The 20,799-nt window shown below is 69.4% G+C and carries 19 protein-coding genes; 8 read left to right on the forward strand and 11 right to left on the reverse strand.

Annotated elements, in window-relative coordinates:
* Positions 1-2 precede the first annotated feature (2 nt).
* The 9 genes from ABDW61_RS18305 to ABDW61_RS18345 form a co-directional block, all read right to left on the reverse strand.
* A complete protein-coding gene (locus ABDW61_RS18305; protein WP_343640683.1) occupies positions 3-1,142 on the reverse strand; it encodes an EscU/YscU/HrcU family type III secretion system export apparatus switch protein in 1,140 nt (379 codons plus the stop codon).
* 17 nt (positions 1,143-1,159) lie between these two features.
* Positions 1,160-1,966 (reverse strand): flagellar biosynthetic protein FliR, encoded by an 807-nt coding sequence (locus ABDW61_RS18310; RefSeq protein ID WP_343640684.1) that lies wholly within the window; start codon positions 1,964-1,966, stop codon positions 1,160-1,162.
* Positions 1,967-1,976: 10 nt separating this feature from the next.
* Positions 1,977-2,663, reverse strand: a complete 687-nt coding sequence (locus ABDW61_RS18315; RefSeq protein ID WP_343640685.1) for a hypothetical protein — start codon at positions 2,661-2,663, stop codon at positions 1,977-1,979.
* On the reverse strand, positions 2,660-3,385 hold the full coding sequence (locus ABDW61_RS18320; RefSeq protein WP_343640686.1) for a hypothetical protein: 726 nt from the start codon (positions 3,383-3,385) through the stop codon (positions 2,660-2,662). The genes ABDW61_RS18315 and ABDW61_RS18320 overlap by 4 nt, the downstream gene beginning before the upstream one ends.
* Entirely contained in the window at positions 3,382-4,194 is an 813-nt protein-coding gene (gene sctJ / locus ABDW61_RS18325; protein ID WP_343640687.1) for a type III secretion inner membrane ring lipoprotein SctJ, read from the reverse strand. The genes ABDW61_RS18320 and sctJ overlap by 4 nt, the downstream gene beginning before the upstream one ends.
* Positions 4,191-4,553 (reverse strand): hypothetical protein, encoded by a 363-nt coding sequence (locus ABDW61_RS18330; protein WP_343640688.1) that lies wholly within the window; start codon positions 4,551-4,553, stop codon positions 4,191-4,193. The genes sctJ and ABDW61_RS18330 overlap by 4 nt, the downstream gene beginning before the upstream one ends.
* Positions 4,554-4,566: 13 nt before the next feature.
* A complete protein-coding gene (locus tag ABDW61_RS18335) occupies positions 4,567-5,040 on the reverse strand; it encodes a hypothetical protein (protein WP_343640690.1) in 474 nt (157 codons plus the stop codon).
* Between the two features lie 158 nt (positions 5,041-5,198).
* Entirely contained in the window at positions 5,199-5,405 is a 207-nt protein-coding gene (locus ABDW61_RS18340; protein ID WP_343640692.1) for a hypothetical protein, read from the reverse strand.
* 57 nt (positions 5,406-5,462) lie between these two features.
* The gene (locus ABDW61_RS18345) at positions 5,463-5,642 is read right to left on the reverse strand and encodes a hypothetical protein (RefSeq protein ID WP_343640693.1); all 180 of its coding nucleotides are present in this window, start codon (positions 5,640-5,642) and stop codon (positions 5,463-5,465) included.
* A 181-nt stretch (positions 5,643-5,823) separates the two neighbouring features.
* Between ABDW61_RS18345 and ABDW61_RS18350 the strand changes: the two genes are divergently transcribed.
* From ABDW61_RS18350 to aspS, 4 genes are all read left to right on the forward strand, one after another.
* Complete coding sequence (locus tag ABDW61_RS18350; RefSeq protein ID WP_343640695.1) at positions 5,824-7,290, forward strand: sodium:solute symporter family protein; 1,467 nt, start codon at positions 5,824-5,826, stop codon at positions 7,288-7,290.
* Between the two features lie 30 nt (positions 7,291-7,320).
* Positions 7,321-7,656: an FmdB family zinc ribbon protein gene (locus tag ABDW61_RS18355; protein WP_343640697.1), complete on the forward strand. Its 336-nt coding sequence runs from the start codon at positions 7,321-7,323 to the stop codon at positions 7,654-7,656.
* Between the two features lie 21 nt (positions 7,657-7,677).
* The gene (locus ABDW61_RS18360; RefSeq protein WP_343640698.1) at positions 7,678-8,352 is read left to right on the forward strand and encodes a DUF502 domain-containing protein; all 675 of its coding nucleotides are present in this window, start codon (positions 7,678-7,680) and stop codon (positions 8,350-8,352) included.
* A gap of 149 nt (positions 8,353-8,501) precedes the next feature.
* On the forward strand, positions 8,502-10,292 hold the full coding sequence (gene aspS, locus ABDW61_RS18365; RefSeq protein ID WP_343640699.1) for an aspartate--tRNA ligase: 1,791 nt from the start codon (positions 8,502-8,504) through the stop codon (positions 10,290-10,292).
* 91 nt (positions 10,293-10,383) lie between these two features.
* Here aspS and ABDW61_RS18370 read toward each other — a convergent pair whose 3' ends face one another.
* Positions 10,384-12,438, reverse strand: a complete 2,055-nt coding sequence (locus ABDW61_RS18370) for a hypothetical protein (protein ID WP_343640700.1) — start codon at positions 12,436-12,438, stop codon at positions 10,384-10,386.
* A gap of 245 nt (positions 12,439-12,683) precedes the next feature.
* Here ABDW61_RS18370 and ABDW61_RS18375 point away from each other — a divergent pair, with 245 nt between their 5' ends.
* Positions 12,684-14,252: a hypothetical protein gene (locus ABDW61_RS18375; RefSeq protein WP_343640701.1), complete on the forward strand. Its 1,569-nt coding sequence runs from the start codon at positions 12,684-12,686 to the stop codon at positions 14,250-14,252.
* Between the two features lie 18 nt (positions 14,253-14,270).
* On the opposite strand, the gene ABDW61_RS18380 is transcribed toward ABDW61_RS18375, so the two are convergent.
* Positions 14,271-17,612, reverse strand: coding sequence for an Ig-like domain-containing protein (locus ABDW61_RS18380; RefSeq protein ID WP_343640703.1), 3,342 nt, complete (start codon positions 17,610-17,612; stop codon positions 14,271-14,273).
* Between the two features lie 264 nt (positions 17,613-17,876).
* Between ABDW61_RS18380 and nudB the strand changes: the two genes are divergently transcribed.
* Genes nudB through clsB form a run of 3 tightly spaced genes read left to right on the forward strand, consistent with a single transcriptional unit; the run spans position 17,877 to position 20,520 of the window.
* Positions 17,877-18,422: a dihydroneopterin triphosphate diphosphatase gene (gene nudB, locus ABDW61_RS18385; RefSeq protein WP_343640705.1), complete on the forward strand. Its 546-nt coding sequence runs from the start codon at positions 17,877-17,879 to the stop codon at positions 18,420-18,422.
* Positions 18,419-19,249: an endonuclease/exonuclease/phosphatase family protein gene (locus ABDW61_RS18390; protein WP_343640707.1), complete on the forward strand. Its 831-nt coding sequence runs from the start codon at positions 18,419-18,421 to the stop codon at positions 19,247-19,249. The genes nudB and ABDW61_RS18390 overlap by 4 nt, the downstream gene beginning before the upstream one ends.
* The gene (gene clsB / locus ABDW61_RS18395) at positions 19,246-20,520 is read left to right on the forward strand and encodes a cardiolipin synthase ClsB (RefSeq protein ID WP_343640709.1); all 1,275 of its coding nucleotides are present in this window, start codon (positions 19,246-19,248) and stop codon (positions 20,518-20,520) included. The genes ABDW61_RS18390 and clsB overlap by 4 nt, the downstream gene beginning before the upstream one ends.
* Positions 20,521-20,799: the final 279 nt, after the last annotated feature.

The raw sequence follows: 20,799 nt of genomic DNA on the forward strand, positions 1-20,799 counted from the left end.
CGTCAGCCCAGTTCGAGCATCTCCCGCCCGAGCTCCTCGTCCACGCAGGCGAGGTCCACGTGCCGTTCGTCCTCGTCCGGTTTCACCGTCGGGCGGAGCAGCTCAGGCGCCTGCTTCTCGTACTCCTCGATGACACGCAGCAGCAGCGCCACGGCCCGGAAGGTGTGGTCGGGCACCGGCTGGCCGATCTCGCCGGAGGCCAGCAGATGCCGCGCCAGGCCGACGTAGCGAACGATAGGCACGCCGTCCTCGCGCGCCTGGCGGCGCAGCGCGAGCGCTTCCTCGTCGCTGCGCTTGTCCAGGATCAGCGGTGAGTCGGTGAACTCCGGGTCGTAGAACACCGAGACCGCCACATGTTCGGGATTGACGACCACCGCGCTGGGGCGCTGGCCCGCTGGTGCGTCCGACATGACGATCTCCCGGCCGATCTGCTTGCGCGCGCCCTTGAGCATCGGATCGCCTTCGTTCTGCTTGAAGTCGCGGCGCACCTCGCTGATGTCCATGCGGAGCTGGCGGAACACCAGATAGCGCTGCAGCAGGATGTCGGTGACGATGAGGAACACCAGCACGATGATGCATTGATGCTCGAGGTCCCTGAGCATCGCCAGCGACAGCGTCCAGCCCTGGGCCGCGTCAACGCGGAAGGCCTGCGCGACGTGGGGCAGACCGTCGCGGATCTCGATCCAGGCCACCGTCAGCAGCAGCAGGCTGCGCACCGGACCGAGGACCGCCATCACGAGTTTCTGCCCCGACACCAGGCCCTTCAGGTTGTTGCCCGGATTGAGCTTCTCGAACCCCTTGCCGAGCGCCTTGCCCGCGACGTTGAAGCGCGTCTGCGCCAAGGTGCCGATCGCCGCGATCACAGCCGGCAGCACCGCCAGCACCAGCAGCGCGATCAGGACGGGCACCAGCGAGGACCAGCTCATGGAGAGCCCCGGATCCTTCGGCCGCGCCACCTGGTTCAGGGCGGCTTCCAGCATCGCGTTGAACATGCCGCGCCAGAGTGGCTCGGTCGCGAAGGCGAGCTCCGCCATCACCAGCAGGCGCAGGATCTTCAGCGAATCCTGGCTGACGCCCAGTTGGCCGTCCTCCCGGGCCTGGCGCACGCGGGACTCGGTCGGAGGGAGATTCTTCTCGGACATCGATCGCGCGGGTCCGTTCAACGCGGCGCCGGCAGCGCCAGGCCAAGCACGTCCAGCAGCCCTTCCTGCCACCAGCGCAGCGCGTCGTCGACGATCTTGTCGAACAGCGGCACCGCGATCAGGGCGACGATGGCCAGCGCCGACACGGTCTTCACTGCCATGGCCGAGGCGTACACGTCGAATCCCTGGACCGCGGTACTGGCGATGGCCAGCGCGAGCTCGATCAACAGCAGCAGCAGCAAGGCCGGGCCGGCGAGCAGCAGCGCTTGCGTGAGCGTGCCCGCCAAGGCCTGCAACAGCCCGCGCTGGCGGGCCGGGTCGAACGCAGGAGCGAGGTCCAGCATCGGCCACTGGGCATGGCTCGCGGCCAGCGCCGTGAACATCAGGTGAAGCAACCCGAGGTCCACCAGCAGCGCCACGAGCGCCCGCTCTGCCAGCTCGCCCAGCAGCGTCGCGTCGGCCTGGAGCGCGGGATTGACCTGCTGGGCGGCGTTGGCGCCGCGTTGGTTGTCGATCAAGGTGCCCATGCCGCGCACGGCCCAGAAGGGAATGGCGGCCAGCATGCCGATCAGGGTGCCGATCAGCACCTCCTTGAACGCCAGCAGCAGGAGCATTTCGGCTGCCGGCGGGCGCGCGACAAAGGCGGGCCAGACCTGGAACGCGGCTGGGAGCGACAAGGCCAGGCAGAACGCGCCCCGCACCGTCGCGGAGGACTGCTGCCGGGCCAGGAAGGGGACGAACACGACCATGCCGCCCGCCCGCGCCATCGACAGCGCCAGCACCTGGGCGACCAGGAGGAGCGACAGCGGAGAGTCGGGCGCCATGGGCGGCGCTTCAGGCGGCGATTGGTGAGGCCATGGCCGGCGCGCGGCGCGCCTCGCGCAGCCGCTCCAGGCTGGCGTGGCGGCGCTCGAGCCGGTCCATGTGCGCGAGCCAGCGCGTGTCGTCGAGGCGGCAGCCCCAGATCTCGAGGTCGAAGCGCAGGCCGCCGTAGTCGACCACCGCCGGCATGAGCCCCCAGCGTTCCAGGCGGCAGGCCCTGACCAGCGACAGGCTGCGCCGGTTGCTGCCCAGGATCCAGCAGGTGACGGTGTCGAAGCCGTAGCGGCGGCATTCCTTGAAGACGCCGCGGATCATGCGCATGGCCACGCCGCTCCCCTGCCAGTCCTGCGCCACGTAGAGCCACAGGTCGCCGGTGCTGCGGCACGCGGCCGGTGCCCAGACCAGCGGGCGCATGTGCGCCCAGGCGACGGGGCGCGAGCACGCCGCGCCGGAACCGGTGTCCATCGGCGTTGCCATCACCCAGACGGGCCAGCCCTTGCGGCGTCCGCGGTCGATGATCGCTTCCATCTCCTCGTCGGTGCCGTTGGTCAAGGTCGGCGAATGGCCGCCGCCAGCCACCGACTCGTTGTAGATGCGGATCAGATGCGGCGCATCGGCTGTGGCGGCCAGGCGCCAGATCAGCTGGGAGGGATCGGCCGCCGCCTGCGGCGCGGTCTCCGTGGATATCGAGGTGTTCATGCGCAAGGACCGGAAGGGAGGGAAGGAGGCGGGGCGGAACCGCCGGTGCGCCAGATCCGCCAAGCCTGCCGGCGCAGCGCGGCGGCGGGCTCCTGCAGGCGGGGCACGGCGGGCGCCGCCATCGCCAGGTCGGGGGCGAATCGCAGCCGCAGTCGCGGCCAGGCGCCGGGCATCGCGTCCTCGACCAGGCCGGCCATCAATGGCAAGGCCCAGCGGCGCAGATCGGCATCGGCGGCGCTGGCCGGCGGCGTGCCGGCGGCCAGCAGCGGACGAGCCTTGGCCTGGCGAAGCGCGTCGCACCACATCGGCGCGTCGCCCCGCTTGGGAGAGAACAGCTGGGCCAGCTCGCGATGCGCCCTGTCCAGACAGTGACTGGCGTACCCGACGCGTCCCAGCGCCAGCGCGGCCCGGTCCAGCCCGGTGCCTTCCAGCGGCACCGGCGCAGGCAGGTCTTCGAGCCGTTCGACGGGCAAGGGAAGGTCGGCATCGATGCCGAAGCGCTCGCAGAACCATCGATAGGCGAGCCTCAGCGCCGGCCCTGGCGATCGGAAGCGCGCGAGCCAGGGCGCCGCATCGGCGCTCTCGGTGTCGTCCATCGCCGCGTCCAACCAGGCTGGGTGCATGGAGCGCCATGGCTCATACCAGAGTTCCAGCCAGCCGGCCGCCGTGTGGGATGGCAGCGCGGCAGCACCTTGACCGGTGTCTGCGAGGCGCGCGTTCATGGCGTCACGGGGACGGAATGCGCGTCGGCCTCCGCCAGCCCGAGCGGGTCGGTGTCGGCGTCCCTTGCCGATTGCGTGCTGCGTCGCCGTTGCCACAGCCACCAACCGAGCGGAGCGCAGAGACCAAGGACGACCGCCAGCGCGCCGGCGAGCCAGCCCGGCACGGCGTTCGCGGCGCCCCCGGACCGCGCGGCCGGCGCGGCCGGGACGGCGGCGGCGGCCTCCGACGGGACGAAGATGATGGCCACTTTTTCCGGCGCCTCGGCCAAGCCCGGGATGCTCGTCACCACCAGCTTGCGGATGCGTGCCTCATAGGAGGCCGGGTTCCAGCCCGCCATGTGCTTGATCAGGACCGAGCACGAAGAGGGCAATACCGGCTCACCTGGAACGATGCGTTCCGGCAGCACGGGATGAACACGCGCCAGCACGACGCCATCGATCTGCGACAGCGTGCTTTCGAGTTCTTGCGACAGCGCGCCGAGGAAGCGGGCCCGTTCCTCGATGGGGGTCGAGATCATGCCGTCCTTCTTGAAGACATCGCCCATCCGGGTGAACGGGCTCCGCGGCAGACCCGCCGACTGCAGGATGGACACCGCCGCGGCGAACCGGTCCTGCGGGACCTTCACGGCGAACAGCTGCTTGCCGCTGCTGACCTTGGACGCTTCGAGCCCGTGGCGATCGAGCTCGGCCGTCACCTCGTTGGCGTCCTTCTCGCTCAGACCCGTGTAAAGGTCGATGGCGCCGGAACAGGCTGAGAGCAACGCCACCAGAAGCAGCGGCGCGATGAGGAGACGGCCACCGCGAGTCATGTCTGGTTGACGATGGTCTGAATGCCGGTCGTCACTTTGACCGATGACTTCGCGAGCATGGTGACTTGATAGTCGTATTCCTGCCTCGTCTCGGCCTGCAGGGGCGCGACGTCCAGACCCTCGCGCCCTCGCATCCGCGCATTGAGACGATCCACCTTCTTTTGAGACGCCTCGAGCGGGTCCGTCAGCCGCTTCATGAAGTTGGTGTCGTCGCCCTGTGCCAGCGCGGGCGACAAGGGCCTTTCGATGCGGGCCACCTCATCAACTCTCTGTTGGAACCCGAAGCGGGTGCCGGCCGGGGAGCGCTTTGTGAGATGGACGGCGTCGACGAGCCGGCCATCGAAGATCGAAGAAGTCATGGGGAGCTCCCTCTCAACCGTGTTGCATCGCGTGATCGAGGTCGATCAGGACGACGCGCTTGGCCGTCTCGAGCAGGTCCCGCATGAACGGCGTCTCCGCGGGCAGGCCGCTGAAGCTCGATTCGATGGTCTGGTACAGCTCGTCGCCGGCGGCCAGGCCCATCTTGATGGCCTCCTTGTAAAGCGTCATCGCGCGCGCCGTGGTCGTGGCTTCTTCGTCGGCCAGGTCGCCCGCGGAGAGTTCCAGCATGGCGGGGTCGGCTTCGAGCTCGCCCATGCCTTCATCCTTGGCCAGCGCCAGCACGCTCTGCATGTCCAGCTCGGACGGTGTCCGCTCCTGCGCGGAGCGGATGGCCTGCACGATGCGGCCAGTGGCCTGGTCGAGGATGCGCTCCTCCCGTTCATCGGGGGCGTTGGCGAGATCAAGGAAACCGATCCAGCTGTCGGCGTGGGTCGGGGGCGAAAAGATGTCCGGGTGGGCGTCCATGAAGGCGGCAATGCACACGCGCTTCTGTTGGACATGATCCGGAGCGGGGGCGAGTTCAATCATGACGGAGGGGAATTGGGGAGCGGTGTCGCGCACCGCGGAAGCGGGCGGCGCCGCGAGGCGCCACCCGGGGAAGCGTCAACAGTTCAGGCAGGCAATCACATCATTCGGAGGAACGGATTGCCGCACATGCCGAACGGCATGGAACGCATGATGTTGGCGGCACAGTTGCCGAGGAAGGCGCCAGCGAAGCTCGGCATCATTTGATTGAAGAAGCCGCCGCACATTGCGCCCATCGAAGACGCTTGATCAAGTCGGCCATGCAAATAGGCGTTCTCGCACTTGAGCTGGGTGTTTGCTGCCACGGGATGTTCCTTTCAATTTGTTGGGTTGACGTGTATTGAGGGGCGAGGGCGGTCAGGTCACAGACGGACCATGTTGGCAATTTCCGACTTGGCGTTGGCCTGGGAGACCTCGGCCTTCTGCTGGGTGGTGATGACTTGATTCATCAGCTGTTCACGCGTCGTGGCGTCGTTGGCCTGCTGGGCTTGCGTCGCCGCCGCATTGGTTGCCGCGTTCGACATCATCGAGAAGGGGTTCATGGCTGTTCCTTGTGAGGCGCGGGGATTCCGCTGAAACGATCAGTCGTCGCGCCCGCCCGCGGAGTTCTCGGGGCCGGGAGGACCCTCGGCGGCAAACCTTGACGTTCCGGAGATAATCCGCGCGCTTTTTTGTGCGCATATCCCTCGCGCCTTTGCACCCCGCACTCCCAAGGCCGCTGCCATGCTCCTGACCCTGGTCATCCTCTACCTGCTCGTCACCATCGCGATCGGCCTGTGGGCCGCCAAGCGCGTGAAGAACACGGCGGACTTCGCCATCGCCGGCCGGCATCTGCCGCTGGTGATGATCGTCACCACGACCTTCGCGACCTGGTTCGGGTCCGAGACAGTGCTGGGCATCCCGGCCAAGTTCGTCCAGACGGGACTGAACGGCGTGGTGGAGGACCCGTTCGGCGCCGGCTCCTGCCTGATCCTGGTGGGCCTGTTCTTCGCCGCCAAGCTCTACAAGATGACGCTGCTGACGATCAGCGACTACTACCGCGAGCGCTACGGCCGCGTCGTCGAGGTGGTGTGCAGCTTCATCATCATCCTGTCCTACCTCGGCTGGGTGGCGGCGCAGGTCACGGCGCTGGGTCTGGTGTTCAAGCTGCTGTCGGGCGGCGCGATCAGCATTCCGGTGGGCATGATGATCGGCACCGCGTCGATCCTGGCGTACACGCTGTTCGGCGGCATGTGGTCGGTGGCGGTCACCGACTTCATTCAGATGATCATCCTGGTGGTGGGGCTGTCGCTGATCGCCTGGTTCGCGGCCGACATGGCCGGCGGCGCCGGCAAGGTCATCGCGCTGGCCTCCAGCCAGGACATGTTCCGCTTCCTGCCCGAGCCCAAGTTCCACGACGTGGTCTTCTTTCTCGGCGCGGCTATCACGATGATGCTGGGCTCGATCCCGCAGCAGGACGTGTTCCAGCGCGTGATGTCGGCCAAGGACGTGAAGGCCGCCACCCGTGGTCCGGTCATCGGCGGCCTGTGCTACATCCTGTTCGCCTTCGTGCCGATGTTCATCGTCGTCAGCGCGCTGATCATCATGCCCACCGAGGCCAGACAACTGATCGCCGAGGACCCCCAGCAGGTGATCCCCACCCTGGTGATCGACAAGATGCCCTTCGTGATGCAGGTGATCTTCTTCGGCGCGCTGCTGTCGGCGCTGAAGTCGACCGCCTCGGCCACGCTGCTGGCGCCGTCGGTGACCTTCGTCGAGAACATCTGGCGCCAGTTCTTCCCGCGCGTCTCCGACAAGCAGGAGCTGCGCACGATGCGCATCGCGGTGCTGCTGTTCTCGGTCTGCGTCTGCGGTTACGCGATCGCGCTGCAGGGCACCTCGATCTACGAGATGGTCTCCAGCGCCTACCAGGTCACCCTGGTCGGCGCCTTCGTGCCGCTCGTGTTCGGCCTGTACTGGAAGCGCGCCACCACGCAGGGCGCAGTCTTCGCCATCGCGCTGGGCACGATCACCTGGATCCTGTTCCTGGCGACGCCCGCGGGCGAGCAGTTCCCCGCTCAACTGGCCGGCCTGCTGGCCGGCATCGTGGGGATGCTGATCGGCTCGCTGGGGCCCCAGGCGATCCGCGACACACACGGCTCCCACCACCGGCTGGCCGGCGGCGCGGCGGCAGCGGGCCACTCTATATAATTTCGGGTTTTTGACCCGGTAGTCCCTCAAATGCCGATCTACGCCTATCGCTGCGGCGCCTGCGGCCACGCCAAAGACGTGCTGCAGAAGCTGTCCGACGCCCCGCTGACCGTCTGCCCTGCCTGCGGCGCGGAGAGTTTTTCAAAGCAGGTCACCGCCGCCGGTTTCCAGCTCAAGGGCTCGGGCTGGTACGTGACGGACTTCCGCGGCGGCTCGGGCGGCACCGCGGCCGCGGCGCCAGCGCCGGCGCCGGGGGGCGAGAGCGCTTCTTCCTCCAGCGGTTCAGCCGCTTCCTCTTCGGAATCCCCCTCCAGCGCGTCGCCCTCGTCGGGCACGTCCTGTGGCGGCTCCTGCGCCTGCCACTGACGCCGAGGCCCGGACCCAGGCATGAGAAAGTACATCATCACCGGCCTGCTGGTCTGGCTTCCCCTCGCCATCACCGTCTGGGTGCTCCTATGGGTGCTCGGCATGATCGACGGCGTCTTCGTCTGGCTGCTGTCGGCCGTCAGCGCGCTGCTGCCGGTGTCGGCCCAGACCTCGCTCAAGCAGCTGCACGACATCCCCGGCCTGGGGGTGGTCGTCATGGTCGCGCTGCTGATGCTGACCGGCATGTTCGTGGCGAACATGTTCGGCCAGTGGTGGCTGCGCCAATGGGACCGGCTGCTCTACAAGATCCCCATCGTCAAGAGCATCTACAGCTCGGTCAAGCAGGTCTCGGACACGCTGTTCTCGTCCAGCGGCAATGCCTTCCGCGAGGCGGTGCTGGTGCCCTATCCGCATCAGGGCTCCTGGACGATCGCCTTCGTCACCGGCAAGCCGGGCGGCGAAGTGGCGCACCAGCTCGGCTCCCTCAGCGGCGCCGAGGCCGACGAGCATGTCTCGCTCTACGTCCCCACGACGCCGAACCCCACGTCCGGCTTCTTCCTGATGATGCCCCGGGCGCAGTTGCGGCCTTTGGCGATGAGCGTGGACGAGGCGCTCAAATACATCATCTCGATGGGGGTGGTCGCTCCTCAAGGGGAGCCCGCCATCGTCCTTCCGGGCGAGGCCGTCCGAAATTGACCGGGCTGGGCGCCCCGGCAAGCGCTCAGTCCTGAGGGTCCGCGCGACCCCGCCAGCGCCTTTCACCGAGCTGGCCGCCTTCCTCGAGCCCGACGCGGCGCGTCGCCGCCAGCTCAGCCACGAACACTGAAGAATTTCCGGAGAACTCCATGCGTACCTGCTATGCCGGCCAAGTCAGCGAGAAGCTGCTGGACCAGACCGTGACCCTGATGGGCTGGGCCCATCGCCGCCGCGACCATGGCGGCGTGATCTTCATCGACCTGCGCGACCGTGAAGGTCTGGTCCAGATCGTCTGCGACCCGGACCGCCCCGAGATGTTCAAGGTGGCCGAAGAGGTCCGCAACGAGTTCTGCGTGAAGATCGTCGGCAAGGTGCGCGCCCGCCCGGCCGGCACCGAGAACGCCAACCTGGTCAGCGGCAAGGTCGAGGTGCTGTGCCACGAGCTGGAAGTGCTGAACCCGTCGGTGACGCCGGCCTTCCCGCTGGACGACGAGAACATCTCCGAGACGACGCGCCTGACGCATCGCGTGCTGGACCTGCGCCGCCCGTACATGCAGAACAACCTGATGCTGCGCTACCGCGTGGCGATGGAGGCGCGCAAGTTCCTGGACGAGCACGGCTTCGTCGACATCGAGACCCCGATGCTGACCAAGAGCACGCCCGAAGGCGCGCGCGACTACCTGGTCCCGTCGCGCGTGCATGACGGCATGTTCTTCGCGTTGCCGCAGTCGCCGCAGCTGTTCAAGCAGCTGCTGATGGTGGCGGGCTTCGACCGCTACTACCAGATCACCAAGTGCTTCCGCGACGAGGACCTGCGCGCCGATCGCCAGCCCGAGTTCACGCAGATCGATATCGAGACCTCGTTCCTGAACGAGGAGGAGATCCGCGCGATGTTCGAGGGCATGATCCGCCACGTCTTCCGCAAGGCGCTGAACGTCGAGCTGGGCGACTACCCGGTCATGAAGTACGCCGAGGCGATGCACCGCTTCGGCTCGGACAAGCCCGACCTGCGCGTCAAGCTCGAGTTCACCGAGCTGACCGACGTGATGGGCGACGTGGACTTCAAGGTCTTCTCCGGTCCGGCCACGACGCCGGGCGGCCGCGTGGTCGCGCTGCGCGTGCCGGGCGGCGCCCAGCTGAGCCGCGGCGAGATCGACTCGTACACCGAGTTCGTGAAGATCTACGGCGCCAAGGGCCTGGCCTGGATCAAGGTCAATGAAGTGGCCAAGGGCCGCGAGGGCCTGCAGTCGCCCATCGTCAAGAACCTGCACGACAAGGCGGTGGCGGACATCCTCGCGCGCACTGGCGCGCAGGATGGCGACCTGATCTTCTTCGGCGCGGACAAGGCCAAGATCGTCAACGACGCGATCGGCGCACTGCGCCTGAAGGTCGGTCACAGCGAGTTCGGCAAGGCGGGCGGCCTGTTCGAGGACAAGTGGGCGCCGCTGTGGGTGGTCGACTTCCCGATGTTCGAGGAGGACGAGGAGAACAAGCGCTGGGCGGCCGTGCACCACCCGTTCACCGCGCCCAAGGACGGCCACGAGGACCTGATGGTCTCGGACCCGGGCAAGTGCATCGCCAAGGCCTACGACATGGTGCTCAACGGCTGGGAACTGGGCGGCGGCTCGGTGCGTATCCACCGCGCCGACGTGCAGGCCAAGGTCTTCGAGGCGCTGAACATCAGCCCCGAGGAGCAGCGCGTGAAATTCGGCTTCCTGCTGGATGCGCTGCAGTACGGCGCGCCGCCGCACGGTGGTCTGGCCTTCGGCCTGGACCGTCTGGTGACGCTGATGACCAAGGCCGAATCCATCCGTGACGTGATCGCCTTCCCGAAGACGCAGCGCGCGCAATGCCTGCTGACCGGCGCGCCGTCGTACGTCGACGAGAAGCAGCTGCGCGAGCTGCACATCCGTCTGCGCAACCCGGGCGCGGCGGCCTGAACGGCTGACGCGCTGAACCCATCGAGGGCGCCGCCCTGACGCCGCCCTCGAGAGAACGCCCCGGTGGAGCGATCCACCGGGGCGTTCCTGCTCATAGCACCTGGTTGCCGCCCGGCGTCATCAAGCCGGCGAGCGGATCGGCGCTGATGGCCAGCGCAGCCTCGCCGGGATCGATGACGATGGTGACGACGCCCGGCGCGCCAAGATTGCCGGCAATGTCCTCGGCAGTGATCGTGAAGGTGCGCTCGCCGATGCGCGGATTCTCCTGGTGGTTGTGCAGCACCATCTTGTTGACCACCGTGGCGGCATCGAGTCCGGAGAGCGCGCCGCCGTCCTCGCGCCAGATTGACAGGCTGAAAGTGGCAAGGTCCCAGGTGTAGCGCATCCCTTCGGGCTGGAAGTCCACAACGTCGCTGGCCGGGTCCAGCCCGTCGCCGCCGAAGACCATGTGCAGGACGTGGGCGGAACCCTCGAACAGCGGCGCCGTGGTCTCCGTGAGGGGCACGCCGGCGGAGCTTTGCGCGCGATCAGCCACGACACGGCGCGCTTCCTGGATGCCCGGTTGTTCGCTCAGGTCGATCGCCGGTCCCTGGGTGTCGAGCGTGAAGGTCAGCGTCGTGACCGGACTTGCGCGGCCGACAACGTCGATCTGGCGCAGCTCCACGGTGTAGGCGTCGTCGGCACCGAACAGCGCATGGACATCGCCTTCCAGCCAAGCTTGCGAGCCGGCCAGGCGGAATTGAGTCCGCGCGCTGGCCTCGACGCCGCTGATCGTCAGCGAGGCGTCCCGGGTGATCTGATCCTGCGCCGACGCGCCGGTGTCGTTTGCCAAGCTCGCCGTCAGCGCGGGCAGCGCCTTGAGCAGAGTGAACGCCAGCGATGCGCTGGCACTGGTATTGCCCACGGCGTCGGTCTGGCGCACCTGCACCTGCACCTCCCGGTCGCGGTCGGCGGCGGGGCCCAGGTCGCTGGCGGGAATCCGATCATCACGGCCGTCCATCCAGGTGGCGCCGCCGTCCAGGCTGTAGGACCACGCCGCGCCAGGTTCGATGCCAGCGACGATCACCGTACCGTCGGCCGTGAGGAGGTCGCCCGCCAGGCCGGTGTCATGCAGGAGCGTGACCTGCGGCCGCAGGGCGACGGTGTCCAGACTTACGGCAGCGGTGCTGAGTCCACCCGCATGTCCGAGATCGTCGATTTGCCGGACCAGGACCGTGTTGTCGCCTTCCAGGAGCACGTTCGTCTCGATGCGCGAGCCGTGGCCCGGCTGCCAGACCTGGCCCCCGTCGAGGCTGTACTCCCAGCGCATGGCCCCGTCGAGTCCGGTCGGCGAGATCCAGTCGCTGGCGGAGATGATGGCCTGGCCGGTGCTGGTTGCCACATGTGCCGGCGCATCGGGCACGATCCTCAGCTCGAAGTCCTGGGTCCCGATCCGCCCGTCCCGGCCATCTGGCCCCAGCTGTCTGAGCAAGACGTGCTTCGCACCCGACTCGCCGAGCGCCTTCACGGGCAGGGAATCGCCGTCGCCTGCATGCCAGGTGTTGCCTCCGTCCAGGCTGTAGGACCACGAGGCGCCCGCGCGCAGTCCTTCCAGGGCCACGCGGCCGGTGATGAACAGGGCATGAGGACCTTGACCGGCCGGCAGCGTCAAGTGGGGAGGCGGAGCGTCGACCGGAGTTGGAGTTGGCGCTGGCGTTGGAGCGGGCGCGAGCGCGGGCGGCAGGGGGGCTGGCTGCTGCAGCAGCGGCTGACGTTGCTCACTGGTGGTGTGCTTGTCCAACGCCCATGCTGCGCCCAAGGCGACGCTCCCGAGGAGCGCGAGAGGCACAAGCGGCTTGTCCACCTCGTCCTCGCAGATGGATGGCGGGATGGATGGATCGTCGATCGGATGATCCGCGCGCGATTCCGTCAGGGCGCGGCGTTCGGACTCTGCGCTGGTGGTGCAGGGCGGCGTACCGCTCTCCTGCGCGTGCGGCTCCTCCAGCGTCTCGCCGTCGCGCCGGCGGCGGGCGGAGTGATCGGAAGATCGTGGAGGAGCGGACTCTGGCGTGGCGGTGGGCGGCAGCCCCGGATCCGAGGGCGAGGAGGCGATTGCCTCGGATGCGGAAGCTGTGATGCCGAGGCGAAGGGGGGCGGTGGGGTTCATGTTCGGCGATGGCCTTTGGAGCAGCTTGTGATCAGCAAGTGTCTGCAGTGGTCATCAATCGGCGAACAACAAGTTCTTCGCAACATTGGAGAGAAGCTGGCACAAAGAGGCTGGTGGCATAGCAAATATCTGGTGTTTGAACCCTTGGAGCGACTGACACGCTCTGGGAGCCTGCTCCTCGTTCGCTCCCTCCCGAACTCGGTATGCTCCCCCGCTGGAGAGGGATGACGTCGAATGGGGCATGCATGACGACAGGCGAGCGAATCGAACTCGGGGGCAGGGATGGCGAGAAGCGCGCGCGACGTAGCGCGGCGCGAAGCGCGGGCAATGCCACGCGGGCGGCGTTGACGCCGCAGGCGCGCTGGGAGCGGCTGGTGATGCGCCGCCCCGGCCTGGCGCTGCCGCGGCTGCAGCGCCTGATCGCCCGCGAGGACGAACCGCCTTTCCAGGCCTTGCTCGGCGCGTTCTTCATCCTCGAGCGCTGGGGCCGCGGGCCCGAGCTCCAGGCCGAACTGGAACGCGCGCTGGCGCGCGCGCTGCAGCACCGGCTGCTGGAGGAAGCGGCGGAGCTCAGCGAGGCGCTGGGCCGCATGCACTACCAGCGCGGCGACTATGTCCAGGCCTGCAACGCCTGGAGCCAGACGCTGGAACTGGCCGACGACGAGACCCGCTGGGCCTGTCTTGCGCGCATCGGCCTGGCGCATCTGTGCTTCGCGCTGGGCGACTGGGCGCGCGGCGGGCGGGTGCTGGACCAGGCCGAACTGCACTATCCGCGGCTCGGCGACGACCCCTACATGCGCTCCAAGATCGCGCTGAACCGCGCGGTGTCGCTACGCGCGACGCAGGGTCCGCAGGCCGCGCTGCCGCGTCTGGACGAGGCCCGTGCCGACGCGCGCGCGGTCGGCCACCGCGACTACGAGGCCGAAGCGATGTGGCACCACGCGCGCTGCGCCCGCGACAGCGGCGCCCTCGATCACGCGCTGGCACTGGCGCTCGAAGCCGAGGATCTGTCCCGCCGCAGCCGCTATCGCTGGCTGCAGGCGCAGACGCTGCTGCTGATCAGCGAGCTGCGTCGCGGCGCCGAGGCCGTGGCGTCGGCGCAGCAGGCGCTGGCGCTCGGTGAAGCGATCCAGTCGCGTTCGCTGCAGGCGGCGGCGCATGGACGGCTCGGTCAGCTGATGGCGGAGCAGGAGCAGCTCGGACCGAGCTGGTACCACCAGCAGCAGCGGCAGCGGCTCGAGGCCACGCTGGGTCAGACGGAGCTGCCGGCGCGGCTCGAGCAACTGGCGCGCTTCGATACCGATCCGCATGGCGCTGAAGGCCTGTTGCTGGCGCTGGGGCGAGCCAGTCTGGCCGTGGCGACGAGGGCCGATGTCGAATCCCATTGGCAACAGGCCCGGCAGCGCCTGCTGGAAGGCCTGGCGCTGACGGATCTCAGTCTGCGCTGGGCGGGCGCACCGGCGTCCACGCCGGTGGGAGCCGGCCGCTCCGTGCAGACCCAGGCGGTGCGCGACGCCTCGGGCGCGGTGGTCGCGGAACTGCAGCTGGAGCGCGCCGCGGGCGCGGTCTGGTCGCGCGCCGACCGCAGCCGTGCCGAGCGGCTCGCCGGCTGGCTGCAGCAGTTGCTGGCGCAATTGCCGCCGGCGGAGGCCGCCGGGGTGGGCGGCGAGTCGGCCGAGGATCCGGCCGCTCAAGCGCATGCGCTGGTCGCGATGCTCGAGCGGCTGGCCGCGGACGCAGGCGGACCGCCGTCCGCTTCGCGCCTGACGCAGGCGCTGCAGCTCGCGCGGCGACTCGCCGCGCGGCTGTCCTGAGCGATCCGGCGGCAGGCGTCAGATCACCGCGCCGCCGAACGGGAGGAGCCCGCCCGGCGCCGGCACCATCGCGATGGCCAGCGGCGCCAGGTCCGCTCCCGTGTGAAGCAGGCCGATGCCCAGTCCATCCTCGATGCTTCCGCGAGCCGCGTCCTCGAGGCGCACCACGAATGTCGCCTCCTCGCTGGCGTCACGGCCTCCGAGCACGGCGAACCGGAGCGCCTTGCTGGACTCGCCGGGCGCGAAGGCGATCTCGCCCGCGCTCGCGCCGGTGACTGCGAGGCCGGCATTCAGCGCGTCGTCGCCGGCGCCGACCGTGCTCGCGTCGCGATCCACCGCGTAGCGGACGCTGCCCGCCTCGCTCAGGTTGCCGCCCCGCGTGACGGTGAAAACCAGCTCGCGCGCGCCGCCGGCCGCTTCGGACGACTGCGCATCGGAGATCGCGTAGGTCGTGGCCTCGACGACCGCGCTGGCAGTGCTGACGCCAACGTTGCCTGCCAGGTCCCGGGCCGAGATCTGGGCGTGGACGCGGTCGCCGCCGTTGAACAGCCACGCCGTGCCGCCGTCCGGCCTCGCCGTCGAGGTGTCCAGCGTCCAGTGACCGGTGTCATCGGCGCGGACCGCATACAGCGCGTCGTGCCCGTTGTCGAACACGCCGTCGGCATTGATCTTCACCGTCACGGTCATGCCCGGATCGGTCATGCCGGACAGCACCGGACGCGGATTCACATGGCCGCCGAACACCGGCGCCGTCGCGGGCGCCTGGGTGTCGACGGTCAACTCCAGGATCGCCGCGTTCAGCCCATCGGCGGTCGCGCCGAAGCGGTGGACGCCGTCGGCCAGCGGCTCGCCCGACAGCGACAAGGTCCAGCGGCCGCCACTGTCCGCGACGGCCGTTCCCACCGCCTCTCCCGCACCGGCCCGGCCGTCGCCATCGAGGTCGTGGAACACGGTCACCGTCGATCCCGCCTTGGCGAAGCCGGTCAGCGCCAGCGGCGATGCGCTGCTCCCGTCGGACGAGGTGACGGCGTCATCGGACCGCCCGCCCGTGTCGCTGCCCGTGGCCAGCCGCACGACCGGCGTATCGGGCGCCCGCACGTCGATGAAGGTCCGGGCGACGACCGCGCTCGTGTTGCCCGCGATGTCGGTCGCCGAGATCTCCATCGTGCGCAGTCCCGGCACGGTGTCCGCGCCACAGGTGTAGTACAGACCGTCGAGCAGTTCACGAGCCTGCTCCGGCGTGATCGGCACATGCGGCTCGTAGTCGATGGTCTGGTCCTTGCCGGGGCCGCCCCGGAAGGTCACCGTGAAGGATTGGCCCTTGAACACGGAGAAGGCCTCCAGGTTGGCGCCCCGCTCGCCCAGACGGAACATGTTGTAGAAGATCGTGGGCTCGGACGGACGGTAGAAGCCGAACCATTCCTGATGACCCGGATCGCTGCTGTCGAACGCCCCTGGCACCGCACTGCTGAGGACCACCCGGAACGAGGCGATGAGGCTGTCGTCGCGCACCACGCCCCGGGACGCCTGGTCGATGTGGAAGGCAAAGGGCAGGCCCGGCGTCACGGCGACGCGCTGGTCCAGTCCGGCGAGCGGGCCATTCAGGTCGACCTCCGGCCCGGTGCGGTCGATGTGAAGCGTCAGCGTGGCGGTCGCGCTGCGTTCGAGGTGATCCACCACCGTGACCGTGAGGCGCCGCGATCCCTCCGCTGGCGCCGCCTGCGCGTTCTGAAGGGCCAGCGAGCCCAGCACCGCCTCGGTCTCCGCCAGGCTCGCGGGCAGGCCGTCCGCCCGCTGCAGTTCGACGTGACCGGCCGTGCGCGTCGCGCGCCAGGCCGTGCCGGCCACGCCGAAGACCGTCGCCCCGTCCGCCAGCGCGGTCGAGCGGCCGGCCTCGCTGCTGACGAGCAGGTCCTCGGCGCTGAGGGCCGAGCCACCCAGGTCGATGCGCACCAGCTGGAAGCTCGCGTCCGGATTGGCATGGATCAGCCGGCCGCCGGAAGAGAACAGGCCGACCGGTGCCGCCATCGACGCGTTGACGACCGTGAGGTCCACGCCACTGGCATTGCCGTTGAGATCAAGCTGCGGCCCGCGCGCATCCACGGTGAGCGTGACCACCGAATCGGCGCTGACGTTGCCCGCCACGTCAAGCGCGCCGATGCGCAGCTCGAGCGTGCCGGCGCGGGGCTGGTTCTGCGTGTCGATGATCCGGATCGCGTTCGTCAGCGCGGCGGCGTCGGAGCCGCTCAGCGCCGAGTCATCGGCGCGCCAGATCGAGAGCGCCCGGGTCGCGCTGTCGTAGCGATAGGAGAGGTGGGCCAATCCGCCGATCCGCACGTCGTGCGCCTGGGCGTCCTGATCCAGGGCCAGGATCCGGTCGAGCGCGAGCCGGTCGCTGGCGGGAGCCAGACCGTCTCCGCCCAGGCGCAGCCGCAGCTCCTGGATGTCGTGGGCGGTGGCGGCCAGCGGCATCGCGGTGAGCGCGACGCCCGGCGCCATCGCGGCGGGATCGACGGTCACGCTCCACGCGTCCTGCAGCCCCGCGGCGGGGGACAGATCCAGGGCCTCGCCGCGCGAGCGCAGCGTGAAGTCCAGGCGCGCTCCCTCGCTGGTGCCGCCGGCCGTGGTCTGGCGGACCAGCAGCGAGGTCCGGCCTTCAGTGAAGGCCGACGTGGGGATCGCGGCGCCCTGTCCGGTTCGCCAGGTCAGGCCGTCGTCCAGGCTGTACGCCCACGCCGCGCCGTCAACAAGACCGGTGACGCTCACGGTCGCGTCGCGGGTGAGGCGGTCGGTCGAGGAGTGCCCGGTGTCATGCGCGAGCGCAAGGCTCGGAGGGGGCGGCGCGGGGACGGCGGGGTGGTCAGTGAGCGAGGGCTCCGCCGGCGGCTGAGGATCATTCGGAGCATCGCTCGGAGGATCACTCGCGGCGGGCTCGACGGTCGGCGTCAATGGCGTCTCGGCGTGATCGCCGCCCGTCTGCGGGGGGATGGGGGATGCGGGCTCCGACGTGGCGGGGGGCTGCGGAGGGAGGCCACCCCCTTGGAGGGAAGGCGGCAGCGACCCACCGCTCGAACCCCCTTGGGCATCGCCGCCGATGATCGCGAGGCTGGTGCCCAGCACGGCCCAACCCAGCAGGGCATGGTCGCGATCGTCGTCCTGAGGCGCGTCGGCGGCGGCCGCTGCTTCCGGAGCGTCGCCTTCGATCAGCGGCGCTTGATCTTCGTCAGCTCTGTCGCGGGCGGTTCGAGCGGTGGGCACCGTTGCCGCCTTGGTCTTGGGCATGGGCTGGAGCGAGACGGGCGCGGGAGCGGGGAGGGGAGCGGGGGAGCCGGAGACCACCGGCGACGGATGCGCGGACATGAGGACTGACTCGGACGAGTTGGAAACCTCGCAGTCTCGGGAGATCGGTTCGTTCGATACATGACTGGAACCGACGCCGACCAGTCGTTGAATAGCAAAAGCTTGCTAGGCGCTCCCCAAGGTGGAGGGCCCGCAGCGCACCGGGCACCGCGCTGCGCCCGCCCCCCGTCCATGCCTTGTCCGGCCGGCGGGTGTCCCTGTCGTCTGCGTGCTGGCGCCGGCACACGGGCGGCGCGACATGACGCTGGGATATGCTTGCCCGCTATGAGCGAAGTGCCCCTCGCCCCCGCCGCCACGCCGCTGCCGGCCGCCGCCGAGCCGGCCGCGCGGTCCTACAAGATTCCCGAGTCGGTCCTCGTCGTGATCCACACCGAGGCGCTGGACGTGCTGATGCTGGAGCGGGCCGATCGGCCCGGCTTCTGGCAGTGCGTGACCGGATCCAAGGACACGGACGGCGAAGCGCTGGACGAGACCGCGCGCCGCGAGGTGTTCGAGGAAACCGGCATCCGCGTGCAAGACCTGCCCCCGGCGGCGCTGCACGACTGGGGCCTGGCCAACGTCTACGAGATCTACCCGGTCTGGCGCCACCGCTACGCGCCTGGCGTGACCCGCAACACCGAGCATGTGTTCGGCCTGACCGTGCCGGCCGGCACCGCGGTCACGCTGGCGCCGCGCGAGCACCTGCAGTACCGCTGGCTGCCCTGGCGCGAGGCGGCGGACCTGTGCTTCTCGCCGTCCAACGCGGAAGCCATCCTGCAGCTGCCGCGCCAGCGCGCACGGGCCGGCGGGTCTGACGGGAGCGCCGCATGATCCGCCGCACGCCCCGTCACGCGGCCGTGGCCAATTCCGCGACCACCGACACCTCGCCGGCGGACAGCGTCGGGCGGCTGCGCGTGGCGACCTACAACATCCACAAGGGCGTGCGCGGCATGGGGCCGGGCAAGCGGCTGGAGATCCACAACCTGGGCATGGGCGTGCAGGCGCTCGATGCGGACCTCGTGTTCCTGCAGGAGGTCCGGCTCTTCCACCACCGCGAGGCGCGCCAGTTCGAGCGCACCTGGTTCGGCTGGCCGGAGCAGGGCCAGGCGGAGTTCCTCGCGCCCGAGGGCTATGAGGTGGCCTACCGCACGAACGCCGTGACGCGCCACGGCGAGCATGGCAATGCGCTGCTGTCGCGCTACCCGATCGGCGACATCGGCCACCATGACGTCTCCGACCACCGCTTCGAGCAGCGCGGCCTGCTGCACGTGCCGGTGCGCTGGCAGGACACCGAGGTGCACGCGGTGGTCGCGCACCTGGGACTGATCCACGGCAGCCGGGTGCGGCAGGTGCAGCGGCTGGCCGCGTTTATCGAGGACCACGTGCCGCGCGGCGCGCCGCTGGTGGTGGCCGGTGACTTCAACGACTGGGGCGAGCGGCTGGACGAGCCGATGCGCGCCGGCGGCCTGAGCCGCGCGGTGCTGCCGGGGTCCAGGCGCTCGCTGCCGACCTTCCCGTCGCGGGTGCCGGTGTTCTCGCTGGACCGCATCTACACGCGCGGGCTGCGCTGCGTCGACATGAAGGTCCCGCGCGGACCCGCATGGGCGCGGATGTCCGATCACCTGCCCTTGCTGGCCGAACTCGTCCTGGAATCTTGAAGCGGACGCAGGAACCCCTCTTCCCCTGGACCCTCGGGTCGCAGCCCGCCTTCACGGGCGGCAACGCGGTGGGCCTGCTGTGCGGCGGCGATGCGCTGTTCCCGGCGCAGATCGAGGCGATCGAGCGCGCCGAGCACGAGGTCTGGCTCGCGACCTACATCTTTCACGATGACGAGGCGGGTGCCGCCACCGTCGGCGCGCTGCGGCGGGCGGCGCTGCGCGGCGTGCGGGTGCGGGTGGTGGTGGATGGCTTCGGATCGAAGGGCAGCCTGGGCTGGCTGCGCGAGCAGCTGCGGGATGCGCCGGTCGCGCTGGCGGTGTTCCGGCCGATCGACCGCTGGTGGAACTGGCTGCATCCCGGGCAGTTGCGCCGGCTGCATCAGAAGCTGTGCGTGGTGGACGGGCGCATCGCCTTCGTCGGCGGCATCAACGTGATCGACGATCGCGTCGACCTGCATCACGGACGGACAGACACGCCGCGGCTGGACTTCGCGGTGAGCGTGGGCGGGCCGGCGGTCCGCGCGATCGAGCAGGCGGCCCGCGCCGTGTGGACGCGGGCGTGGCTGGGGCATGATTTCGGCGATGAGATGCGCGCGATGATCCGCAGCGCCTCGCCGGCGCGGCGGGCCAAGCGGCTGATGCGGCGCATCCGCATGCCGCGCGGCGAGCACCGCCGCCGCGACCCCGACCGCCTGCCGCCAGTGCGCGCGGCCTTCGTGCTGCGCGACAACCTGCGCCAGCGCCGCACGATCGAGCGCGCCTACGTCGACGCCATCCGCGGCGCAACCCAGCGCGTGGATCTGATCACGCCCTACTTCTATCCCGGGCAGCGCTTTCGCAGAGCGCTCAAGGACGCCGCCAAGCGCGGCGTGCAGGTGCGGTTGCTGCTGCAGGGCAAGGTCGACTACAAGATCGCGGCCATGGCGGCGCGCGCGCTGTATGACGAGCTGCTCGGGCATGGCGTGCAGATCTACGAGTACACGCCGGCGTTCCTGCATGCGAAGGTCTGCGTGGTGGACAACGATTGGGCGACGGTGGGAAGCTCCAACATCGATCCGTTGTCGCTGCTGCTCAATCTGGAGGCCAACGTCGTGGTGCGCGATGCGGCGTTCGCGGGAGACGTCGCGCGGGAGTTCGACGCCGCCGTGGCACTGTCGCGCAAAGTGGAACGGCCCGATAGCCAGGGACTGCGCGGGTTCCTGGGACGGGCGCTGGTGGCCTGGGTCGCGTATGTCTACCTGCGGGTGGCGGGGGCGACGGGACGGTATTGATGCCCCGTGCGAGATGAAGGTGCACGAAGCAGCGAACGCCGGCGGCAAGAACTCCCTCGCCCCCCGCGAGGGGGGGAGAGGGCAGGGGAGAGGGGGGCTTTCGAAGGGCAGCAGCGCTGTGGCACGAGCCCCCTCCCCTCCCTCTCCCCGCTGGTGTATGGACCGGGGACATAGGTAACAGGTGTGCCAGGACATGGGTAACAGGTCCAATCCAGGTTAGTCAGCCTGGCACAAGTCGATCGTGCGCACTTTGTGATGGCAGAAGTAGACGTCGAAGCT

This window comes from Roseateles sp. (genome assembly GCF_039595595.1).
In the GTDB taxonomy this organism is placed as follows: Bacteria; Pseudomonadota; Gammaproteobacteria; order Burkholderiales; family Burkholderiaceae_C; genus Roseateles.